19 protein-coding genes are annotated in these 22,699 nt (G+C 68.1%); 16 read left to right on the top strand and 3 right to left on the bottom strand.

All coding sequences use genetic code 11. The features are described 5' to 3' along the window. Positions 1-14 precede the first annotated feature (14 nt). From ACSQ86_RS09965 to ACSQ86_RS09950, 4 genes are all read left to right on the top strand, one after another. Positions 15-1,316: a nitrate- and nitrite sensing domain-containing protein gene (locus ACSQ86_RS09965; RefSeq protein WP_436308820.1), complete on the top strand. Its 1,302-nt coding sequence runs from the start codon at positions 15-17 to the stop codon at positions 1,314-1,316. 319 nt (positions 1,317-1,635) lie between these two features. Beyond that, positions 1,636-2,880, top strand: a complete 1,245-nt coding sequence (locus tag ACSQ86_RS09960) for a CmpA/NrtA family ABC transporter substrate-binding protein (protein ID WP_093102409.1) — start codon at positions 1,636-1,638, stop codon at positions 2,878-2,880. A gap of 10 nt (positions 2,881-2,890) precedes the next feature. Beyond that, entirely contained in the window at positions 2,891-3,814 is a 924-nt protein-coding gene (ntrB, locus tag ACSQ86_RS09955; protein ID WP_436303514.1) for a nitrate ABC transporter permease, read from the top strand. Between the two features lie 32 nt (positions 3,815-3,846). After that, positions 3,847-4,644 (top strand): ABC transporter ATP-binding protein, encoded by a 798-nt coding sequence (locus tag ACSQ86_RS09950; protein WP_093102407.1) that lies wholly within the window; start codon positions 3,847-3,849, stop codon positions 4,642-4,644. A gap of 21 nt (positions 4,645-4,665) precedes the next feature. Here ACSQ86_RS09950 and ACSQ86_RS09945 read toward each other — a convergent pair whose 3' ends face one another. Continuing rightward, positions 4,666-5,919, bottom strand: a complete 1,254-nt coding sequence (locus tag ACSQ86_RS09945) for a type IV pili methyl-accepting chemotaxis transducer N-terminal domain-containing protein (RefSeq protein ID WP_436308819.1) — start codon at positions 5,917-5,919, stop codon at positions 4,666-4,668. 277 nt (positions 5,920-6,196) lie between these two features. On the opposite strand from ACSQ86_RS09945, the gene ACSQ86_RS09940 reads away from it, so the two are divergent. Next, on the top strand, positions 6,197-7,474 hold the full coding sequence (locus tag ACSQ86_RS09940; protein ID WP_093102404.1) for an MFS transporter: 1,278 nt from the start codon (positions 6,197-6,199) through the stop codon (positions 7,472-7,474). A gap of 32 nt (positions 7,475-7,506) precedes the next feature. On the opposite strand, the gene ACSQ86_RS09935 is transcribed toward ACSQ86_RS09940, so the two are convergent. Continuing rightward, positions 7,507-9,213 carry a protein kinase domain-containing protein gene (locus ACSQ86_RS09935; protein WP_436303512.1) on the bottom strand — a complete coding sequence of 569 codons (1,707 nt, stop codon included), beginning with the start codon at positions 9,211-9,213 and terminating at the stop codon, positions 7,507-7,509. 58 nt (positions 9,214-9,271) lie between these two features. On the opposite strand from ACSQ86_RS09935, the gene nirB reads away from it, so the two are divergent. The 11 genes from nirB to ACSQ86_RS09880 all read left to right on the top strand — a co-directional run bounded on the left by nirB (position 9,272) and on the right by ACSQ86_RS09880 (position 21,321). Further along, positions 9,272-11,704 carry a nitrite reductase large subunit NirB gene (gene nirB, locus ACSQ86_RS09930; RefSeq protein ID WP_436308818.1) on the top strand — a complete coding sequence of 811 codons (2,433 nt, stop codon included), beginning with the start codon at positions 9,272-9,274 and terminating at the stop codon, positions 11,702-11,704. Between the two features lie 23 nt (positions 11,705-11,727). Then, positions 11,728-12,507: a type IV pili methyl-accepting chemotaxis transducer N-terminal domain-containing protein gene (locus tag ACSQ86_RS09925; protein ID WP_436308817.1), complete on the top strand. Its 780-nt coding sequence runs from the start codon at positions 11,728-11,730 to the stop codon at positions 12,505-12,507. A 10-nt stretch (positions 12,508-12,517) separates the two neighbouring features. After that, complete coding sequence (gene nirD / locus ACSQ86_RS09920; RefSeq protein WP_093102398.1) at positions 12,518-12,898, top strand: nitrite reductase small subunit NirD; 381 nt, start codon at positions 12,518-12,520, stop codon at positions 12,896-12,898. 9 nt (positions 12,899-12,907) lie between these two features. Beyond that, a complete protein-coding gene (locus tag ACSQ86_RS09915) occupies positions 12,908-15,709 on the top strand; it encodes a nitrate reductase (RefSeq protein WP_436308816.1) in 2,802 nt (933 codons plus the stop codon). An 86-nt stretch (positions 15,710-15,795) separates the two neighbouring features. Beyond that, positions 15,796-16,710, top strand: a complete 915-nt coding sequence (gene ybiB / locus ACSQ86_RS09910; protein ID WP_436303509.1) for a DNA-binding protein YbiB — start codon at positions 15,796-15,798, stop codon at positions 16,708-16,710. Continuing rightward, positions 16,707-17,495 (top strand): uroporphyrinogen-III C-methyltransferase, encoded by a 789-nt coding sequence (gene cobA, locus ACSQ86_RS09905; protein ID WP_093102394.1) that lies wholly within the window; start codon positions 16,707-16,709, stop codon positions 17,493-17,495. Before ybiB ends, cobA begins: the two co-directional genes overlap by 4 nt. 79 nt (positions 17,496-17,574) lie before the next feature. Next, positions 17,575-18,705, top strand: a complete 1,131-nt coding sequence (locus tag ACSQ86_RS09900; RefSeq protein ID WP_093102392.1) for a sterol desaturase family protein — start codon at positions 17,575-17,577, stop codon at positions 18,703-18,705. Positions 18,706-18,764: 59 nt separating this feature from the next. Then, positions 18,765-19,967 (top strand): NAD(P)/FAD-dependent oxidoreductase, encoded by a 1,203-nt coding sequence (locus ACSQ86_RS09895; RefSeq protein WP_436303508.1) that lies wholly within the window; start codon positions 18,765-18,767, stop codon positions 19,965-19,967. Between the two features lie 111 nt (positions 19,968-20,078). Then, entirely contained in the window at positions 20,079-20,291 is a 213-nt protein-coding gene (rpsU, locus tag ACSQ86_RS09890; RefSeq protein ID WP_007833691.1) for a 30S ribosomal protein S21, read from the top strand. Between the two features lie 98 nt (positions 20,292-20,389). Next, on the top strand, positions 20,390-20,854 hold the full coding sequence (locus ACSQ86_RS09885; RefSeq protein WP_093102389.1) for a GatB/YqeY domain-containing protein: 465 nt from the start codon (positions 20,390-20,392) through the stop codon (positions 20,852-20,854). A 2-nt stretch (positions 20,855-20,856) separates the two neighbouring features. Further along, positions 20,857-21,321 (top strand): NUDIX domain-containing protein, encoded by a 465-nt coding sequence (locus ACSQ86_RS09880; protein WP_436308815.1) that lies wholly within the window; start codon positions 20,857-20,859, stop codon positions 21,319-21,321. Here ACSQ86_RS09880 and pmbA read toward each other — a convergent pair. Then, entirely contained in the window at positions 21,318-22,688 is a 1,371-nt protein-coding gene (gene pmbA / locus ACSQ86_RS09875) for a metalloprotease PmbA (protein WP_436308814.1), read from the bottom strand. The genes ACSQ86_RS09880 and pmbA overlap by 4 nt on opposite strands. Between the last annotated feature and the right edge of the window lie 11 nt (positions 22,689-22,699).

Genomic DNA, 22,699 nt, shown 5'->3' with positions numbered 1-22,699 from the left:
CATGCCGCCCCACGATGAAATCCGGACTGAGCTTTCTGATGGCCGCCCTGCGCTGCGAAATCGACGCGCTGGAGCAGCTCGCCCGCACCAGCGCGCTGGTCGGCACGATCGGCCGCCTGGTCCATGCGCTGCAGCGCGAACGCGGCATCTCGAACGTGCTGCTGGCGTCGCGTGGCCACCGTTTCGTCTCGCAGCGCAGCGAGCAGATCGCCGAATGCCTGCGCGTGGAAGAGGCGGTGCGCGCTTCGTTCGATCAGCTCGAGGCCGACGCGGGCCGCATCGGCAACGGTGCGCGCCTGTTCAGCCGCATCGCCTGGGTGCTGCCGGGCCTCGAGGGCCTGCCCGAGCTGCGCCGTCGCGTCGGCGCCTTGGAGCTCAGCCCGGCTGAGGCGACGGCCGCCTTCGTCAAGCTGATCGCAGGGCTGCTCGCAGTCGTGTTCGAGGCCGCGGACGGCGCCACCGACCCGGAAATCTCTCGTCAGCTGGTGGCCATGTTCAATTTCATGCAGGGCAAGGAGTTCGCCGGCCAGGAGCGCGCCTGCGGCGCCGCGGCCTTCGCCTCGGGCCACAACGACAGCGCGCGCCAGCAGCAATGGCTGCATCTGATCGAATCGCAGGAGCGCTGCTTCCAGGTCTTCGCCGAGTTCTCGGGCGCGCGCATCGCCGAGCTCTGGCGCAGCAGTCAATCCCCCGCCCAATTGGCGGAGCAGGAACGGCTGCGCCGCATCGCCTGCGCGGCACCCGCCGGCGTGGCACTCGATACCGAACTGAGCCAGACCTGGTTCGACTGCTGCAGCCGGCGCATCGACGCCATGCAATCGATCGAAGAGCGCCTGGCCGCCGACCTGCGCCGGATCTGCGAACAGAAAACGAGCCAGGCCCGGGCCGAGCTGCAGGCCCATGACGTGCTGCTGGCCAAGCTGGCGCGCGAGGCGGGTACACCGGCGGCAGTCTTCTTCGACGAGCAGCCCGCTGCAGACGCGCCGGGCCACCCGCAAACCATGGGTTCAGCCACGCCCTATGGCCGGCAGCTCGAGCGATCGATTCTGGAGATGGTGCAGGAGCAGTCGCACCGGCTGCAGGCGATGAGCGACGAACTCGACACCGTGCGCGCGGCCCTGAACGAGCGCAAGCTGGTCGAACGCGCCAAGGGCCTGCTGATGGCACACCGCCGCCTCAGCGAGGAGGAGGCGCACAAGATGCTGCGCCAGACAGCCATGAGCCAGAACCGCAGGCTGGTCGACGTCGCCGAATCGGTGCTCTCGATGGCCGAATACCTGCCCGGCGAGCCGGCGTCCCGGGCGCCTCGCACCTGAATTGGTGCGCTGCACAACAACTGTGCTTCGATCGCAGTTCAAGGGATTCGGCGCCTCTTGCCTCACGACGCGGACTTCGGAGGCTATCGATTTGATAGCAAACCACCCCTCTGAACTGCTGGCACGCAGTTTGCTTAACAAACCTGCATAGACCTGCAAGGGTCTTCAGGCAGGTGGCATCCAACGGCGGGTGCGACCCACCGAACCGGACAAAGGCGTCCCCATCCCGCAAGGGCTCGTTATCGAGCGGCCCGTGCGTGGTCGGGACGCCTTTTTTGTTTTGTGCTTTTTGTCTTTTCTTCATTCCGGAGCTCGCCCCATGACCGATTTGCTGAAACCGAAGTTGAATCGCCGCCGCGTGCTGCAAGCCGCCGCCATCGGCGCGGTCGGGCTCGACCCCGCCCTGCGCGCAGCCGTCTGGGCCCAAGGCTCGGACAAGCCAGAAAAGGAGGAAGTCAAGATCGGCTTCATCCCGCTGACCGACTGCGCCAGCGTCGTCATGGCCTCGGTGCTCGGCATCGACAAGAAGTACGGCGTGAAGATCGTGCCGAGCAAGGAAGCCAGCTGGGCCGGTGTGCGCGACAAGCTGGTCAATGGCGAGCTCGACTTCGCCCACGTGCTCTACGGCCTGATCTACGGCGTGCACCTCGGCACCGCCGGGCCGAAGAAGGACATGGCCATCCTGATGACCCTCAACAACAACGGCCAGGCGATCACGCTGTCGAAGAAACTGGCCGACAAGGGCGCGGTCGACGGCGCCTCGCTGGCCAAGGTGATGGCGAAGGAGAAAGGCGAATACACCTTCGCCCACACCTTCCCGACCGGCACCCACGCGATGTGGCTCTATTACTGGCTGGCCGCCAACGGCGTCAACCCGTTGAAGGATGCCAAGGTCATCACCGTGCCGCCGCCGCAGATGGTTGCCAACATGCGCGTGGGCAACATGGACGGCTACTGCGTCGGCGAGCCCTGGGGCCAGCGCGCGATCATGGACGGCATCGGCATCACGGCCGTCACCACGCAGGACATCTGGAAGGACCATCCCGAGAAGGTGCTCGGCACCACCGGCGACTTCGTCAAGAAATACCCCAACACGGCGCGCGCCGTGACGGCCGCGATTCTCGAAGCCGGGAAGTGGATCGACGCCGGTCTGCAGAACAAGAACAAGATGGCCGAAACCATCGCCGACAAGAGCTACGTCAACACCAGCGTGGACGCCATCAACCAGCGCATCCTGGGCCGCTACACCAACGGCCTGGGCAAGAACTGGGACGACCCGAACCACATGAAGTTCTACAACGACGGCGCGGCGACCTTCCCCTACCTCTCCGACGGCATGTGGTTCCTCACGCAGCACAAGCGCTGGGGCCTGCTGAAGGAGCATCCGGACTACCTCAAGGTGGCCACGGAGATCAACCGCATCGACATCTACAAGCAGGCTGCAGCCGCGACCAAGACCTCCGTTCCCAAGGACACGATGCGCAGCAGCAAGCTGATCGACGGCGTGGTGTGGGACGGCAAGGATCCGAAGAAGTACGCCGAGTCGTTCAAGGTCAATGCCTGAGGAGCCCGCCATGGTCAGTGCCGTCTTTCACTCCCCGCTCGAGGCTGCCCAGGGGCAGCTCGCCACGCCGGCAGCCGCCAGGAAGTCCGCGGCCGCCTCCGTCCCGCCTGCAGAGCCCGCGCAGGAAGAGACCACGCCCCGCGCCCCGCGCGACTTCAGCTGGATCTGGCTGCGCGTGCTGCCGCCGATCCTTGGCTTTGCGTTGCTGGTCCTGATCTGGGAACTCGTGGCGCTGAAAAGCACCACCGGCTTCCCGTCGCCGGCCGCCGTCTGGCAACAGGCGCTGACCGTGTTCAGCGATCCCTTCTACAGCAAGGGCCCCAACGACCAGGGCGTGGGCTGGAACGTGCTCTCGTCGCTCCAGCGCGTGGCGCTCGGCTTCGGGCTGGCCGCCGCGGTCGGCATCCCGGCCGGCTTCGCGATCGGTCGCTTCGAGTTCCTCTCGCGCATGTTCAATCCGCTGATCAGCCTGCTGCGACCGGTGTCGCCGCTGGCCTGGCTGCCGATCGGCCTCCTGGTCTTCAAGGGCGCCAACCCGGCCGCGATCTGGACCATCTTCATCTGCTCGATCTGGCCCATGATCATCAACACCGCGGTGGGCGTGCAGCGCGTGCCCAGCGACTACATGAATGTGGCGCGCGTGCTCAATCTTTCCGAGTGGAAGATCCTCACCAAGATCCTGTTCCCCGCCGTGCTGCCCTACATGCTGACCGGCGTGCGCCTCGCGGTCGGCACCGCCTGGCTGGTGATCGTGGCGGCCGAGATGCTGACCGGCGGCGTCGGCATCGGCTTCTGGGTCTGGGACGAGTGGAACAACCTCAACGTCGCCAACATCATCATCGCGATCTTCGTCATCGGCATGGTCGGGCTCGTGCTCGAGTTCGCGCTGATCCGGATCGCCACCGCATTCACGTTCGAAGAGGTGAAGGCATGACCCTTCGACAAGCTCAGGACGATCGGTCCATCATGAAGTACATCGAAATCCACGACGTCGAACAGCGCTTCAAGACGCCCAAGGGCAGCTTCCTCGCGTTGCGCGACATCAACCTGCAGGTGGCCAAGGGCGAGTTCATCACGCTGATCGGGCATTCGGGCTGCGGCAAGTCCACGCTGCTGAACCTGATCGCCGGCCTCACCACGCCCACGCAGGGCGTGCTGCTGTGCGCCAACCGCGAGATCAAGGGCCCGGGGCCCGAGCGCGCGGTGGTGTTCCAGAACCATTCGCTGCTGCCCTGGCTCACCTGCTACGAGAACGTCTACCTCGCCGTCGAGCGCGTGTTCGCTTCGACCGAGAACAAGGCGCAGCTCAGGGCGCGCACCGAAGCGGCGCTCGCGCTGGTCGGCCTCACGCCGGCCGCGCAGAAGCGCCCCGGCGAAATCTCCGGCGGCATGAAACAGCGCGTGGGCATTGCGCGCGCCCTCTCGATGGAACCCAAGGTGCTGCTGATGGACGAGCCCTTCGGCGCCCTCGACGCGCTGACGCGCGCCAAGTTGCAGGACGAGCTGCTGGCCATCGTGCAGAAAACGCACAGCACGGTGGTGATGGTCACGCACGACGTCGACGAGGCGGTGCTCCTGTCGGACCGCATCGTCATGCTCACCAACGGCCCGGCCGCCACCATCGGCGAGGTGCTGGCAGTCGACATCCCGCGCCCGCGCAACCGCGTCGAGCTCGCGGAAGACCCCGTCTACGTGCACGCCCGCAAGGCCGTAATCGACTTTCTCTACACGCGCCAGGCGCACGTGGAGAAGGTTGCGGCCTGAGCGAGCAGGCCGAACACAGGCTCAGGACATGATGACCTGCAGGCTGTGTTCGTACGAGGCGGTGAGCCGGTCGAAGGTATCGGCCAGCACCTCGCTGGCGCGCACCAGATCGGCGCGCCCCTCGGCCCGGTCGGCATGGCGCACGCCGCGCACCAGCCGCAGCCATTCGTCGCGGGCGCCATGGAGCGCGTCGCGGATCTCGGGCGAGCTCAGCGGCGCGCGCTCCAGCTCCAGCAGCGAGGCCTCGAAAGTGTCCATGGTGGGCGCGAGGCGCGCGCTCCACGCGCCCTCGGGCAGCATCGCGGCGAGCAGCGCGTCCTTGGCCAGGCGCTGGGCGCGCATGCGCTGCCGCCCGCAGAGATTGACGATGCGCAAGGCCCTGCGGCCCGCGGAGGATTCGAGCACGTCGGTGAGCGCCTCGGCCGCGACCAGCAGGTCTTCGCCGCTGGCGTCGATGGCGGTCAGCGAGGCCGCGGACAGCCGCGAGGACAGCGCCGCATCCATGGCATCCCATGCCGAGCGCACGGCCGCCAGCGCCTGCATCGAGGTCGGATCCAGCGGGAGGGAAGCCAGGTGATCGAGGTTGTCCTTGACCCGCTCGACCGACTGCGCGCGCAGGCTGCGGCTGCGCCGCGCATCCACATCCGCGAGCGCCTGCGCCGCCAGGCGCACCAGGCGCTGCGAGAGCATGCGCAACTGCCCGGCACGGTTGATCGCCTCGGCCCACTGGGCCGCCTCGACCACCGAACGCGAGAGTTCACCGACCCGCAGGTTGGCGTGCATCGCTGCACCGCGCAGCATGCCGAACGCGGCGTCCTCGCCGATGCCGCGCGCCGACATCAGGAGCCCCTTGGCGCGGTCCACCCACTTGCGCTCGTCGAGATGGGCGAGCGAGCGCGCCAGCGTGTCGCGCAGCGCAGCCTCGCGTTGCCAGCGCGCCTGCGCGCGCGCCAGCACGGCGCGCAGGCTCTGTGCATCCAGGGTTTCGGCGCACGACCAGGCGTGCACGCCCAGCTCGACGAGCGCCTCATGCACTTCTGGCGACAGCGGCTCGCTGATCACCACGACCGGATGCGGCGGAGCGCCAGCCCAGGTATGCAGGGCGGCCTGCAGGTCAGGGATCGATGCGGGCCTGTGGATCAGCACCTGTTGCGGTGCGAGCATGGCGGCCTCCTGCACCATCGTGTCGCAGGTGCTGAAGCCGATGGCGGCGGCATCCGCGCCCGCCAGCACTTGGCTCAGCACCTCGGCATCGGAGTCAGGCAAGACGAGCAAGAGTCGAATCATGGAAGTTGGGTCGCGAACGAGGGGGGCGAGCGCAGCATAGGCGAAGCGAGCCTCTCGCGGCAGGCACGCATCTTGCGTAAGGGAAGGCACGGTGTAACGAAGCACCGCTTTGGTGAAGTCCTCGGCCTCCGCGCCGACCCGGGTCCCGGCAGGGACTCGCTCACCGCCCATCCATTCCGCCGGCTCCCGGCGGGAAACTCCTATTCATCGCCCATCCACGCAGCCGCGCCACGGCTGTGCGGATGCTTTACGCATTGCCACCGCCATGTCCAGCTTCAAATCATTCCTGCGCTCCGGGCACGCACCCACCCTCTTCGCGGCCTTCTTCTACTTCATGTTCTCGTGCTGCATCTGGGTGCTGAACGGTGCGATGGCGCCCTTTATCGGCGAGGCCTTCCAGTTGAATCCCGCGCAGATGGGGTTGATGCTGTCGATCCCGATCATCGCCGGCGCGCTGATGCGCTTTCCGCTCGGCATCCTGTCGCAGTACATCGGGCGCAAGAACGCCACGCTGGTGGAGATGGGGCTGATCGCGGTGGCGATGCTGTTCGGCTTCTTCATGGTGCACAGCTTCAACGACCTGCTGGCCATGGGCGTGCTGCTGGGCATCGCGGGCGCCAGCTTCGGCGTGGCCCTGTCGCTGGGCTCGGGCTCCTTCCCGCCGCAGAACAAGGGCCTGGCGATGGGGCTGGTGGGCGCCGGCAACGTGGGCACGGCGCTGTCGGTGCTGGTCGCGCCGCCGCTGGCGCAATGGCTCGGCTGGCAGGCCGTCTACGGCGTCGCGGCGGTGGCCATCCTGCTGCCGATGGCGGTGATGGTGCTGTTCGCGCAGGAGCCGCCCGACGTCGACAGCCACGCCGGCCTGCGCGAGCACGTGGCCTGCCTGTTCGAAAAGGACGGCTGGGCCTTCAGCCTGATCTACGGCGTCACCTTCGGCGGCTTCATCGGCCTCACCACCTTCCTGCCCTCCTACTACTACGACCAGTTCGGCGTGAGCAAGGTGCAGGCGGGCCAGCTGACGATGCTGGCCGCGTTCATGGGCGCGGCGGTGCGCGTGATGGGCGGCTGGATCTCCGACCGCTGGGGCGGCGTCAACACGCTGACGCTGGTGCTGGTGGTGTCGGCGGTCTCGCTGGCGCTGATCGGGCTCTCCTCCGGCTCGCTCGCGATCACCACGCTGCTGCTGATGGTGTGCTTTGCCGCCCTGGGCGCGGGCAACGGCGCGCTGTTCCAGCTGGTGCCGCTGCGCTGGCCGACGACCACGGCCGTGGCCGGCTCGATGATCGGCGAGATCGGCGCGCTGGGCGGCGGCCTGGTGCCCAATGCGATGGGCCTGTCGAAGCAGTACCTGGGCACCTACATGTGGGGCTTCATGCTGTTTGCAGTGCTGGCCCTGGTGATGCTGGGCGTCATGCGGGTCATGCAGATCCGCTGGACGCGGACCTGGGCCGAGAAGGGCGGCCGCGCACGCAGCACGCCGGTCGATCCAGCCGGCGAGGGCGACCGGCCGGTCCGGCCGCTGCGCCGCAGCGCCGGACGGTGATGCCCATGCGCCACCCCTCCTCCCTCCTGCGCTCAGCGCGGCAGGAACAGCAGCCAGTAGACGAGCAGCGCGTTGAAGAGCAGCGACGCGGCCAGCGCGATCTTCCACAGCAGGGCCGGATCGCGCCGCACCAGCGGCGTGGCGGCCGGCGCGCCGACCGGGCGGGCCGCGCCGCGTTCGAGCGCCAGCAGCATCTCCTCGGCGGTCTCGAAGCGCTGCCGCGGATCGCGCGCCACCGCCTTGCGCACCAGATGGTCGAGCCAGATCGGCACGTCCGGCCGGATGCGCGAGAGCGCTACGGGATCGCGCCGGTAGCGGGCGATCTGGTAGGGCTCGATCTCGCCGTAAGGCAGGCGCCCGCCCAGCCATTGGTACAGCACCACGCCGAGGGCGAACAGGTCGCTGCTGGCATCGGGCGCGACGCCCTCCCATTGCTCGGGGTTCATGAAGCTGGGCGTGCCGGCATGCAGCTCGCGCTGCGCCGCGCCCTCGCGGCCCGAGAGCGCCACGCCCAGGTCGAGGATGCGCCAGCAGCCGTCGTCGCCCAGGTGCAGATTGCCGGGCTTGATGTCCCGATGCACCACGCCGTGGCGGTGCAGCCGGCCCAGGCTCTTGCAGATCTGGACCGCGGCGGCCACCACCTCCGCCACGGCCGGGCGCATGCCCGAGCGCAACATCTGTTCGACGGTGCGACCGCCATGCCAGTCGAACACGGTGTAGAGCGCGCTGGCGTCGTCGGCGCGTTCGTGCACGCGCACGAAGCCGGGCTCGCCGCGCCCGCCCACGCGCAGGCCCAGCCAGGCCTCGTGCGCCAGCATGGCGCGCTCCTCGGGGTCGCTGGCGCGCGAAGGGTGCAGGGTCTTGAGCGCGACCAGCGCGCGGGTGGGCACATGGCGCGCCTGGTAGAGCCGGTGCACGCCGGTGTCGGCGACCAGCGCGGTGATCGCGTAGCCGTCCAGCACCTCGCCCACCTTCAGCGCCGCGGGCGGATCCAGGCGGCGCGCATCGCCCAGCTCGTCGTGCAGCTGGCGCGCATCCAGCCCGAGCACGCGGATGACGAGCGCGGTGGCGTTGTCGCGGGTGCCGGCGGCGATCGCCGCGTCGACCAGCGCGTCGCTGGCCTGCTGCGCATTGGTGGCCAGCGCGAGCTCGGCCACGCGCGCAGGCTTCAGCACGCCGTGCACGCCGTCGGTGCTGAGCACGAAGCAGTCGCCGATGCGCAGCTCGCCTTGCATGTAGTCGACGCGCACGTGGTCGTCGAGGCCCACCGCGCGCGTCAGGCGGCTGCGCAGGTCGGGATGGTCCAGCGCATGGTCGACGCTCAACTGCATGGCCGCGCCCTCGCCCTTGCGCACGCGCCAGGCGCGCGTGTCGCCCACATGGGCCAACGTGTAGCTCTGCCCGTGCAGGGCCAGGGCGGTCAGCGTGGTCATGGCGCTGTCCTGGCGGCGGCGCCGGTTGTGATCGGCCAGCCAGGCGTTCTGGGCGGCGATCAGTCGGTCCATCGCGACCGTCGGCTCCCAGGTGTCGGGTGTGGCGAAGTAGTCGCCCAGAAGGCCGATGACGGTGGTCTGCGCCGCCTCCAGCCCGTGGCCGCCCGAAGAAACGCCGTCGGCGATCGCCGCGATCAGCCCGCGCGACTCCTCGCCGCGCGGCGCATGCACCGCGCCGGCGAAGTCCTCGTTCTGCGGGCGCGGCCCGCGGTGGCTGCTGTAGCCGATCTCTACTTCGAAGCTCATGGCGCGCGATTGTCCGCGCAAGCCGCGAGCCCCCTCTTTGCTTGAAAGGTCCCACCCCATGAAGAAGATGAAACTCGTGATGGTCGGCAACGGCATGGCCGGCGTGCGCACGCTCGAAGAGCTGCTGAAGATCGAGCCCGATCTCTACGACATCACCGTCTTCGGCGCCGAGCCGCATCCCAACTACAACCGCATCCTGCTGTCGCCGGTGCTCGCCGGCGAGCAGACGGTCGACGAGATCGTGCTCAACAGCTGGGAGTGGTACGCCGAGAACAACATCACGCTGCACGCCGGCAAGAAGGTGGTCGAGGTCGATCGCGTCAAGCGCATCGTGCGGGCCGAGGACGGCACCGAGGCCGCCTACGACCGCCTGCTGATGTGCACCGGCTCCAACCCCTTCATGCTGCCCGTCCCGGGCAAGGACCTGAAGGGCGTGATCGCCTACCGCGACATCGCCGACACCGACTACATGATCGAGACCGCGAAGACGCACAAGAACGCGGTGGTCATCGGCGGCGGCCTGCTGGGCCTGGAAGCGGCCAACGGCCTGATGCTGCGCGGCATGAACGTGACCGTAGTGCATGTCATGCCCTGGCTCATGGAGCGCCAGCTCGACGACGTGGCGGGCAAGCTGCTGCAGAAGTCGCTGGAAGACCGCGGGCTCAAGTTCCTGATCGGCGCGCAGACGCAGGAGCTGGTCGGCAACGATGAAGGACGCGTTGCGGCCATCCACTTCAAGGACGGCACCGAGGTCGCGGCCGACCTGGTCGTGATGGCCGTGGGCATCCGGCCCAACGTCGAGCTGGCCGAGAAGATGCGCCTGCATTGCAACCGCGGCATCGTGGTCACCGACACCATGCAGACCGTGACCGACGCGCGCATCTACTCGGTGGGCGAATGCGCGGCCCACCGCGGCATCGCCTACGGGCTGGTCGCACCCTTGTTCGAGCAGGCCAAGGTGGCGGCCAACCATCTCGCGCAGTTCGGCATCGGCCGCTACCTCGGATCGCTGACCTCGACCAAGCTCAAGGTGACGGGCATCGACCTCTTCAGCGCCGGCGAGTTCATGGGCGGCGAAGGCACCGAGGAGATCGTGATGAGCGACCCCTTCGGCGGCGTCTACAAGAAGCTGGTGATCAAGGACGACAAGCTGGTCGGCGCCTGCCTCTACGGCGACACGGTCGACGGCAGCTGGTACTTCAAGCTGCTGCGCGACGGCCGCAGCGTGAGCGACATCCGCGACAAGCTGATGTTCGGCGAATCGAACATCGGCGACACCGGCCACGAAGGCCACAGCAAGGCCGCCAGCATGCCCGACGACGCCGAGGTCTGCGGCTGCAACGGCGTCAGCAAGGGCACCATCTGCAAGGCCATCAAGGACAAGGGCCTGTTCACGCTCGAAGAGGTCAAGAAGCACACCAAGGCCAGCGCCTCCTGCGGCTCGTGCACCGGGCTGGTGGAACAGATCCTGATGTTCACCGCCGGCGGCGACTACTCGGCCACGCCGAAGAAGAAGGCGGTCTGCGGCTGCACCGACGCCAGCCACCAGGACGTGCGCGACGCGATCCGCAAGGAACACTGGCTCACGCACGATGAGGTCTATCGCGGCCTCGGCTGGCGCACGCCCAACGGCTGCGCGACCTGCCGCCCGGCCGTCAACTACTACCTGATCTCGACCTGGCCCAAGGAGGCCAAGGACGACCCGCAGAGCCGCTTCATCAACGAGCGCAGCCACGCCAACATCCAGAAGGACGGCACCTATTCGGTGATCCCGCGCATGTGGGGCGGCCACACCACGCCCGACGAACTGCGCCGCATTGCGGACGCGGCCGACAAGTACAAGATCCCGACCGTCAAGGTCACCGGTGGACAGCGCATCGACCTCCTAGGGGTGAAGAAGGAAGACCTGGAGAACGTCTGGAAGGACATCGGCATGCCCTCGGGCTTTGCCTACGCAAAGTCGCTGCGCACGGTGAAGACCTGCGTCGGCAGCGAGTGGTGCCGCTTCGGCACGCAGGACTCGACGCAGATGGGCAAGGACCTCGAGCGCGCGCTGTGGGCCATGTACTCGCCGCACAAGGTCAAGCTCGCGGTCTCGGGCTGCCCGCGCAACTGCGCGGAGGCCGGCATCAAGGACGTGGGCGTGATCGGCGTCGACTCGGGCTGGGAACTCTACGTGGGCGGCAACGGCGGCATCAAGACCGAGGTGGCGCAGTTCCTCGTGAAGGTCAAGACCTCCGAGGAAGTGATGGAGTACGCGGGGGCGTTCCTGCAGCTCTACCGCGAAGAGGGCTGGTACCTCGAGCGCACGGTGCACTACATCGGCCGTGTGGGCCTGGACTATGTGAAGAAGAAGATTCTCGAGGACGCCGAAGGCCGCAAGGCGCTGTGGGAGCGACTGCAGTTTGCACTCGACGGCGAACCCGATCCGTGGTTCGAGTCGAGCCAGGCCTCGGTCGACGTGCGGCAGTTCACGCCGCTGGCGGCATGAAAACCGCAAGCCGGAGAAGTGGTTTGAAAAGACGGCTCTTCATCGCCTCGACCGCCCTGATCGGCCTGGGCGCACGCGCCCAGGTGGCCGACCTCAACGACGCCATCAACAAGGCGGGGCGCCAGCGCATGCTCTCGCAGCGTGCGAGCAAGGCCTACCTGGCGCTGGTGCAAAAAGTGGAGACGCGCAACGCCCAGCAGGTGCTGGACCGGTCCATCGCCCTGTTCGACCGCCAACTGGTGGAGCTCAAGACCTTCGCGCCTACCCCCACCATCCGCGGCACCTACGACACGCTCGACGGTGCCTGGAACGATTTCAAGAGAGAACTGACGGGCCCCACACCCGGCAAGAGCGAAGCGGCAAAGGTCGTCAAGCTGGATGCTGCCGTGCTCGCCCTGGCGCACCAGGGCACGGTGCAGTACGAAGCGGCCTCGGGCAAGTCGGTGGGCAAGCTGGTCAACATCGCGGGCCGCCAGCGCATGCTGTCGCAACGCATGGCCAAGTTCTACCTGGCCAGTGCCCTGCAGATCGACCCGACGGGCAGTGCGGCCGAGATCGCCAAGGCGCGCTCGGAGTTCGTTGCAGCACTCGAAACCCTGCGCAGTGCGCCCGAGGTCACGACGCAGATCAAGGAGGAGCTGGTGCTGGCCGACGCGCAGTGGGTGTTCTTCAACCACGGCCTTCAGCGTCTGGAAGGCGCGAGCGCGTCGCCCAAGCTCATGTCCGACGTGTTCGTCACCAGCGAGAACCTGCTGGCGATCATGGATCGCATCACCGGCCTGTATTCCAACCTCAAAACCTAGAGAGACCCCCATGAGTGAATGGAAAGTCATCTGCCGCATCGACGACATCCCCGTGCTCGGCGCGCGACGCGTTGCACGACCTGCGGGCGTGGACGTGGCGGTATTCCGCAATGCCGAGAACCAGGTCTTCGCCTTGCTCGACCGCTGCCCGCACAAGGGCGGCCCGCTGAGCCAGGGCATCGTGTTCGGCACCAGCGTGGCCTGCCCGCTGCACAACTGGGCGATCGGGCTCGACGACGGCTGCGCGAAATCGCCGGATGAAGGATGCACGCCGCGCTTCGCGGTGAAGGTCGCGGACGGTGTGGTCCATCTGGATGCAGGCGAACTCGCGACGCATGCCACCGATCTCGAACGCCCCGTCGCGGGACCGAAGCGCTCCGTCGCAGCCTGAAGGCATGCCATGAACGAAACACGCTCCACCTGCCCGTACTGCGGTGTCGGCTGCGGCGTGATCATCGAATCCGATGGCGCGCAGATCACCGGCGTGCGCGGCGACCCGGAGCACCCGGCCAACTTCGGCCGCCTGTGCACCAAGGGCTCGACGCTGCACCTGACCGCCAGCGCGGCGGTCACGCGGCAGACGCGGCTGTTGCAGCCGATGCGGCGTGCCGAGCGCGGTGTGGCGCCCGAGGCCGTCGGCTGGGACACTGCGCTCGACACGGCCGCCGACAAGTTCGCCCAGGTCGTGCGCGAGCAAGGCCCGAACGCCGTCGGTTTCTACGTCTCGGGCCAGTTGCTCACCGAGGACTACTACGTCTTCAACAAGCTGGCCAAGGGCCTGATCGGCACCAACAACATCGACACCAATTCGCGCCTGTGCATGAGCAGCGCGGTGGCCGGCTACAAGAAAACGCTGGGCGCCGACGCGCCGCCGGCCTGCTACGACGACCTGAAGCACGCCGAGTGCCTGTTCATCGCCGGCAGCAACACCGCCTGGGCCCATCCGATCCTGTTCCGCCGCATCGAGGATGCGAAGGCGGCCAACCCGGCGATGAAGATCGTCGTGGCCGATCCGCGCCGCACCGACACCTGCGAGATCGCCGACCTGCACCTGGCCATCCAGCCGGGCACCGACGTGATGCTCTTCAACGGCATGTTGCACCTGATGCTGTGGGAAGGCTGGACCGATGCGCGCTACATCGCCGCCCACACCAGCGGCTTCGAGGCGCTCAAGGCCACCGTGCGCGACTGCACGCCCGATCGCGTGGCGCAGGTCTGCGGCATCTCCAAGGACGACCTGCTGCAGGCCGCGCGCCTGTTCGCCACCTCGGCCGCGACGCTGAGCCTCTACTGCCAGGGCCTCAACCAATCGTCGTCGGGCACCGCCAAGAATGCGGCACTGATCAATCTGCACCTCGCGACGGCGCAGATCGGCAGGCCCGGCGCCGGCCCCTTCTCGCTGACCGGGCAGCCCAACGCGATGGGCGGCCGCGAAGTGGGCGGCCTGGCCAACCTGCTGTCGGCGCACCGCGACCTCGCCAACCCCCAGCATCGTGCCGAGGTCGCCGCTCTCTGGGGCGTGCCTTCGGTGCCGGAGAAGCCCGGCAAGACCGCAGTCGAGATGTTCCAGGCCGCCGCCGACGGCGAGATCCGCGCGCTCTGGATCGCCTGCACCAACCCCGCGCAGTCGATGCCCGACCAGGCCACCGTGCGCCGCGCGCTCGAACGCTGCGAATTCGTGGTCGTGCAGGAAGCCTTCTCGACCACCGCCACCTGCGACTTCGCCGACCTGCTGCTGCCGGCCACCACCTGGGGCGAGAAGAACGGCACCGTCACCAACAGCGAGCGCTGCGTCTCGCGGGTGCGGCCGGCCGTCGCGGCACCGGGCGAGACGCGCGACGACTGGGCCATCGCGATGGATTTCGCGCGCCGGCTCGAAACACGGCTGGCGCGTGCGAACACGCTGTTCCCCTATGCGAGTGCGGAAGCCGTGTGGAACGAGCACCGCGAATCCACGCGCGGCCGCGATCTCGACATCACCGGCATGAGCTACGCGATGCTCGAGGCCGCGCCGCAGCAGTGGCCGCTGCGCGAAGGCGAGACCACCGGCCGTGCGCGCCTCTACGAAGACGGCGTGTTCGCCACGCCCGACGGCCGCGCGCGCTTTGCCGACGTCGCCTACAAGCCGGTGGCCGAAGCCCGCGAGGCGCGCTTTCCGTTCTCGCTCAACACCGGCCGCCTGCGCGACCAGTGGCACGGCATGAGCCGCACCGGCACGCTGGGCCGCCTGTTCGGCCACGCAGCGGAGCCGACGGTGCAGATGCATGCGCAGGACATGGCGCGCCGCCAGTTGAAGGAGGGCGACCTGGTGCACGTCACCTCGCGGCGCGGCTCGATCGTGCTGCCCGTCGCGGCCAGCGCCGAGGTGGGGATGAGCCAGGCGTTCATCGCCATGCACTGGGGCGGCGAATATCTCAGCGGCCGCTCCAGCACCGGCGAGCCATTGGCCGGCGTCAATGCGCTCACGACGCCGGCCTTCTGCCCCGATTCGAAGCAGCCCGAACTCAAGCACGCGGCCGTCAAGATCCTCAAGGCCGAACTGCCCTGGTCCTTGCTGGCGGTGGCCTGGCTGCCGCGGGACGCGTCCCTGGACATCCGCGAGGCTCTGCGCGCACTGATGCCGTCCTTCCCCTTTGCCAGCTGCGTCCCGTTCGGCACCGGCGGCGCCCTGGAGGGCAGCGGGCCGGAGCGCACCGGCATCCTCTTTCGCGCGGCCGCCTACGACGCGCCTTCCAACGATGTGCTCGCCCGCATCGAGGGACTGTTGGGGCTCGGCGGCGCCGACACCTTGCGCTATGCCGATGCCAAGCACGGGCAGCGGCGCGCTGCGCGGCTGGTGCGCGACGGCCAGGACGCACACCTCGAAGGCTTCCTGCTGGCCGGCGACACGCGTGCGGAGGCCTGGATCAAGACCTTGCTGCAGGACCAGTTGCCCGCACAGGCCTATGGCCGCCAGCTGCTCAAGCCCGGCGCCGCCGCCCCGGCCGGCGTGGCGGCGCGCGGCAAGGTCATCTGCAGCTGCTTCGGCGTGACGCAGACCGCCATCGGCGAGCACCTGGCGGCCGCTTCGGGTCCCGAAGGCGATCGCCTCGCCACATTGCAGGGCGCGCTGAAATGCGGCACCAATTGCGGCTCCTGCCTGCCCGAGCTCAAGCGCATGGTGCGCGCGAGCGCGGCACCGGCCCTGGCCGAGCAATCATGAGCGCATGGACGGCTTCCCTTCCTGCCTTCCAGGGCATAAGCGCAGCCGTATTGCGGCATAAGCCTTGCGGGACAATGGGCCTACCCATGGGAATCAGCCACTACATCAAGGAAATCGGCCGCGGCGCGCGCGGCGCGCGGCCGCTCAACCGCGAGCAGGCCGCGGACCTCTTCGGCCAGGTGCTCGACGGCACCGTGACCGACCTGGAAACCGGCGCCTTCTGCCTGGCCATGCGCATCAAGGGCGAGACGCCGGATGAGATGGCCGGCTTTCTCGATGCCACCCATGCGCGCCTGGCGCGCTTTCCCGCCACCGGCCGGCCGCTGGTGGTGCTGCCCAGCTACAACGGCGCGCGCCGGCTGCCGGTGCTCACGCCCTTGCTCGCGCTGCTGCTGGCCCGCGAAGGTCTGCCGGTGCTGGTGCATGGCGCGGCCACCGAATCGACCCGGGTGCTGGCCTCCAACGTGCTCGCGGCCCTCGACGTGCAGCCGCTCGCGGCCATCCGGCCCATCGCGAACGGAGAGGCGGTCTTCGCACCGACCGAGCTGCTCAGCCCCGGCCTCAAGCGCCTGCTCGACGTGCGCCGCGTGGTCGGCCTGCGCAACCCCGGCCACAGCGTGGTCAAGCTGATGCAACCGACGCAAGGCGCCTGCGTGGTGGTCGGCAGCTACACGCATCCCGCCTACGCCGAGTCCATGGCAGCGACCTTCGAGCTGCTGGGCATGACCGCCCTGCTCTCGCGCGGACTCGAGGGCGAGAGCGTGGCCGACCCGCGCCGCACCGCGCAGGTCGACGGCTTCGTGCGCGGCCGGCGCGTCGCACTGCAGACCCAGGAGCCCGGCACGCAAGCCGAGGTGCCCGGGCTGCCCAAAGAAATCGACATCGAGACCACGGCCGACTACACGCGGCGCGTGCTGGCCGGCCAGGCGCCGGTGCCGGACGCGATCGCGCAGCAGGTCGAGCATGTCCTGCAGTTGGCCCAACAGGTGGAGCACCCATGAGCACCCTTTCCCATCACGGCAGCTGCACCCTGGTCGGCGCCGGCCCCGGCGATCCCGAACTGCTCACGATCAAGGCCGTCAAGGCGATCCAGGCGGCCACCGTGCTCCTGGTCGACGACCTGGTCAGCGAGGAGATCCTGGCCTACGCGCGGCCCGGCGCGCGCATCGTCCATGTCGGCAAGCGCGGCGGCTGCAGGAGCACGCCGCAGGCCTTCATCGAGCGGCTCATGATCACCGCGGTGCGCGAGGGCGAGACCGTGGTGCGCCTCAAGGGCGGCGACCCCTTCATCTTCGGCCGCGGCGGCGAGGAGGTGGAGCACCTGCGCGAAGAAGGCATCGAGGTGCGGGTGATCAACGGCATCACGGCTGGCCTCGCCGCCGTCACCGCGCTGGGCGTGCCGCTCACGCACCGCGACCACGCGCAGGGCGTGGTGTTCGTCACCGGCCACGCCAAGACGGGCCATGCGGCCGACCAGCATCCGACCGACTGGCGGCAGTTGGCCGCCACTGCGCGCGACGCGCGGCTCACGCTGGTGATCTACATGGGCGTCACGGGCGTGGCCCATATCCAGAACGAGCTGCTGCACGGCCTGGCGGGCGACACGCCGGTGGCCGTGATCCAGCATGCGAGCCTGCCGCAGCAGCGCCACATCGCGACCACGCTCGCGCGCCTGCCTTTCGACCTGGCGGCAGCCGGGCTCGGCAGCCCATCCGTGATCGTGGTCGGCGACGTGCTGCGCGGCCTTGCCGCGGCGGGCCTGCCGGCGACGCGCTTCGGCACCTGAATCGGCCGTTCGGCCTGTCGGCACGTTCCGGCGCCACCCCTAGAATCCTCCAGCCCTCGAACACGGGCGGGAGATCAGGATGCTGGAGCTCGAAAAACTCAATGAATTCACCGAAAGCCATGGCGAGCTGCAACGCGGCAAGGGCCTGGTCACCGGCACCATCGCGCTCTCGCTGGGCATCCTGTGCTTCCTGGGCGTGCTCGTGTTCCACTTCCCGCAGTACCTCAGCACGCCCGAGCTGCGCCGCAGCTACAACGTCGACGTGATGCGCATCGTGCTGCTCGTTGCGATGGTGATTTCCGGCGGCCTCTCGCTGGTGAACATCATCTTCAACCGCTCGCGCTGGCTCTCCTCCTTCGCCTTCCTGCTGGTGGCCGCGGCGGCGCTGCTCGGCGGCCACAAGGTGCCGGTCAACGACTTCGCCGACAACACGCCCTACATCGGGCTCGACTGGTTCATCCTCGACCTGCTGGGCTCTTCGCTGATCTTCATCTTCATCGAGAAACTGTTCGCGCACCGCAAGGACCAGCCGGTGTTCCGCGCCGAGTGGCAGACGGACTTTCACCATTTCGTCGTCAACCACATGATCGTGGGCTTCGTGCTGCTGGCGACCAACCTGCTGGTGCACAAGCTCTTCGGCTGGGCCGCCAACGACGGCGTGCGCGGCTGGATCGCGGGGCTGCCCTTCTGGGCCGGCGTGCTGCTGATCATCCTGGTGGCCGACCTGGTGCAGTACTGGACGCACCGCGCCTACCACGAGGTGCCGCTCCTGTGGCGCCTGCATGCGGTGCACCACAGCGTCAAGAGCATGGACTGGATGGCCGGCTCGCGCCAGCACATCCTCGAGCTGCTGATCACGCGCACGCTGGTGCTAGCGCCGATCTACGTGCTGGGCTTCAGCAAGGAAGTGATCGACGCCTACATCGTGGTGGTCGGCTTCCAGGCGGTCTTCAACCACTGCAACGTGAGCGTGCGCCTCGGGCCGCTGCGCTACCTCATCGTCACGCCCAACTTCCATCACTGGCACCACAGCCAGGACGACGAGGCGATCGACAAGAACTACGCCGCGCACTACGCCTTTCTCGACTATCTCTTCGGCACGGCCGTCAAGAGCACCAGGCTCTGGCCAGAGCGCTACGGCGTGGTCGGCGACTACGTGCCCAACGGCTTCTTCAAGCAGCTGAAGTTCCCGTTCGTGTGGAAGGGATGAGTCCCGCCCTGCCGCCCGAAGGGGCTCGCACCGCAGCGCGCAGCGCGGAGGTTTGCTGAATGACCGCGTTCGACGCGGTGGTCGTCGGCGCGGGTGCCGCCGGTCTCTTCTGCGCCGGACTGGCGGGCCAGCGCGGCCTGAAGGTGCTGCTCATCGACCACGGCGAGCGCATCGCCGAAAAGATCCGCATCTCGGGCGGCGGGCGCGCCAACTTCACCAACCGCGACCTGGACGTGCGCGCGCCGCAGCGCCATTTCATCGGCGACAACCCGCATTTCTGCCGCTCGGCGCTGTCGCGCTACACGCCGCAGCAGTTCATCGAACTGGTGCAGCGCCACGGCATCGCTTTCCACGAAAAACACAAGGGCCAGCTCTTCTGCGACGGCAGCTCGCAACAGATCATCGACATGCTGCTGGCCGAGTGCGCGGCCGGCGGCGTCGCGCATTGGCAGCCCTGCAGCGTCGGCGAGATCGCGTTCTCGGATGGAGGGGGCTATCGGATCGAAACCAGCCGGGGCAGCGTCCAGACGTCCAAGCTGGTGATTGCGACGGGCGGCCTTTCCATTCCCCAGCTCGGCGCCAGCGATTTCGGCTACCGGCTCGCGGCGCAGTTCGGTCTGCGCGTGGTCGCGCCGCGTCCCGCTCTGGTGCCCCTGACTTTCGGCGGCGAAGCCTGGTCGCCCTACGCCGAGCTGGCCGGCTTGGCGCTGCCGGTGCAGATCGAAACCGGCGCCAAGAAAGATCGCACAGTTTTCCTCGAAGACCTGCTCTTCACCCATCGCGGCCTCTCGGGCCCGGCGGTGCTGCAGATTTCGAGCTACTGGCAACCGGGCGCCCCGCTCACCATCGATTTCGCGCCGGGGGTGGACGTGCGCGCCTCGCTCGGCGAGGCCAAGCAACGCTCGCGCAAGCGCATCGGCAACGAACTGGCCGGCTTGGTGCCCGCGCGGCTGGCGGACGCCTGGGTCGGGCAGGACGCAGCGCTGCAGCGTCCGATCAACGAAGCGGCCGACCGGGCGCTCGCCGCGCTGGCCGAGCGCATCGCACGCTGGCAGATCACCCCCAGCGGCACCGAGGGCTACAAGAAGGCCGAGGTCACGGCCGGCGGCATCGACACCCGCGAGCTGTCTTCGCAAACCATGGAATCCAAGCAGCGCGGCCTGTATTTCATCGGCGAAGTGGTCGACGTGACCGGCTGGCTCGGCGGTTACAACTTCCAGTGGGCCTGGGCCAGCGCCCATGCCTGCGCTCACGCGCTATAATGTCGGGCTAACTTTGGCCTCCCCTCAACGGCCTACCCCATGTTCAGTTGAGGAACCCCGGCCCGGGGCCCGATCTTCCCCAGGCCAAATTCAACAAAGACCGATTTTTAAATGACCACCATCCGCGTTAAAGAAAACGAGCCCTTCGACGTCGCGCTGCGCCGCTTCAAGCGCACCATCGAAAAGCTCGGCTTGCTGACCGACCTGCGCGCCCGCGAGTTCTACGAGAAGCCGACCGCCGAGCGCAAGCGCAAGAAGGCCGCAGCGGTCAAGCGCCACTACAAGCGCGTGCGCAGCATGCAGCTTCCCAAGAAGCTGTACTGAGCATCCGCCGCGCTGGCGCCGAAGCCAGCGTCCGGTTCAGAGCCGCGCCAGGGATACCTGCCGCGGCTTTTGTTTTTAGCCTGTCAAGAAAGCCTGCCATGAGTCTCAAGGACCAGATCACCGAAGACATGAAGACCGCGATGCGCGCCAAGGACTCGGAGCGCCTGGGCACCATCCGCCTGCTGCTCGCCGCCCTCAAGCAGAAGGAAGTCGACGAGCGCATCGAGCTCGACGATGCGATGGTCGTGGCCATCGTCGACAAGCTGGTCAAGCAGCGCAAGGACTCGGTCGCCGCCTTCACCCAGGGCGGCCGCACCGACCTGGCCGACAAGGAAGCCGCCGAGATCAAGGTGCTGGAGGTGTACCTGCCCCAGCGCATGGGCGCGGACGAGATCGCGGCCGAGGTCCGGGCCATCGTGGCCGAACTCGGCGAAGAACTTGGTCGCAAAGCGGGCCCCGGCGACATGGGCAAGGTGATGGGCGCGGTCAAGACCCGCCTGGCCGGCAAAGCCGACATGGGCCAGGTCAGTGCTGCCGTGAAGGCCGCGCTCTCGGGCGGCTGAGGATGACGGCACGCACCGCGATCCACAAGGCCTGCGCCTGCGTGGTGGACGACCGCGGCCGCCTGCTGGTCTTCCACCATCCCGGCGACAAGAGCATGCAGTTGCCCAAGGGCACGGTGGAGCCCGGAGAAGCGCCTGAAGACGCCGTGCGGCGAGAGCTGCTGGAAGAGTCGGGCATCGACTATCGCGGCGAACTGCAGCCGCTGGGCACGCTGGACCGCGAATGCGAGGCCGGCATCGAAGGCAACGTGCACCGGCATGCCCAGCTCTGGCACCTGTTCCTGATGCGCGCACCATCGCCGCTGCCCGAGACCTTCGACCACGTGGCCATGGGCAGCCCGGAAGAAGACGGGCTCGTTTTCAGCTTCAGCTGGTTGGCGCCCGATGCGCCTCTGGACGGCTTCACCACGCCCTACCTCAACGCCATCGCCAGGGTGCGCGAGGCGCTGCTCGCAGACGCGGTTTAGCTTCCGGCGACCTTCATCCGGTTCACCAGGATCGAACCGGTGGTCTTCGCACCGTAGTTGTAGGCATCGGCACCGATCGCCTCGATGCCGAGCAGCATGCTCTTCAAGTTGCCGGCAATCGTGATCTCCTGCACCGGAAAGGCGATCTTGCCCTTCTCGACCCAGAAGCCGCTGGCGCCGCGCGAGTAGTCGCCCGTCACGTAGTTGACGCCCTGCCCCATGAGCTCGATCACGAACAGACCGGTGCCGAGCTTGGCGAGCATGGCATCGAGATCGTCGCCCTTCTTCGTCAGCCGCGAGCTCAGAGTGAGGTTGTGCGAACCACCGGCATTGCCGGTGGTCTTCATGCCCAGCTTGCGCGCCGAGTAGGTGCTCAGGAAATAGCCCTCGAGTCGGCCGCCGTCGACCACCTTGCGCTTGCGGGTGGTCACGCCCTCGTCGTCGAAGGGCGAGCTGCCCTTGCCGCGCAGGATGTGCGGATCTTCGAGCACGTCGATGTGCTTGGCCAGCACCTGCGTGCCGAGCGAGTCGAGCAGGAAGCTGCTCTTGCGGTAGAGCGCACCGCCGCTGGTGGCCTGCACCAGGCCGCCCAGCAACCCGGCCGCCATCGGCGACTCGAAAAGCACCGGGCATTCAGTGGTCTTGATCTTGCGCGACTTGAGGCGGCTCAGCGCGCGTTCAGCCGCATAGCGCCCGACGGCCGCCGGGCTCGCGAGCTCCTCGGCCGAGCGCATCGAGCTGTACCAGGCGTCGCGCTGCATATCGTCGCCTTTGCCGGCGATCGGCGCTACCGAGATCGAGTGCCGCGAGCTCGCATAGCCGCCGCGAAAGCCGCGCGTATGGGCGCTGAAGAAATGGCTTTGCTGCGCCGAGACGCCTGCGCCTTCGCTGTTGGTGATGCGCTTGTCCGTCGACAGTGCTGCGGCCTCGCATTCGAGCGCCAGCGCAGCGGCATGCTCGCTGCTGATGTTCCAGGGATGGAACAGGTCGAGATCGGGCTGGTCGGTGACGATGTCCGCTTCGTCGGGCAGGCCGCTGACCGGATCCTCGGCCGTAAAGCGCGCGATGTCGTAGGCCGCCTGCACCGTCTGCGCGACGGCGGCCTCGGAGAAGTCGGAAGTGCTGGCATTGCCGCGCCGATGGCCCACATAGACCGTGACGCCGAGCGACTTGTCGCGGTTGCGCTCGACGTTCTCGAGTTCGCCCTTGCGCACCGAGACGCTGAGGCCACAGCCCTCGGACGCCTCCGCGCCGGCGTCGGTGGCGCCGAGCTTCTTGGCATGCGCCAGGGCCGAATCGACCAGGTTTTCGAAAAAGGGGCGGGTGTAGGCGAAGCCGGAATCGGCGCGCGATGAAGATGTGCTCATGTGTTGGCTAT

Source organism: Variovorax sp. LjRoot130, from assembly GCF_964253755.1.
Taxonomy (GTDB): Bacteria; Pseudomonadota; Gammaproteobacteria; order Burkholderiales; family Burkholderiaceae_C; genus Variovorax.
The sequence above is the reverse complement of the archived record's forward strand: the minus strand, read 5'-3'. Positions and strand labels throughout refer to the sequence as shown.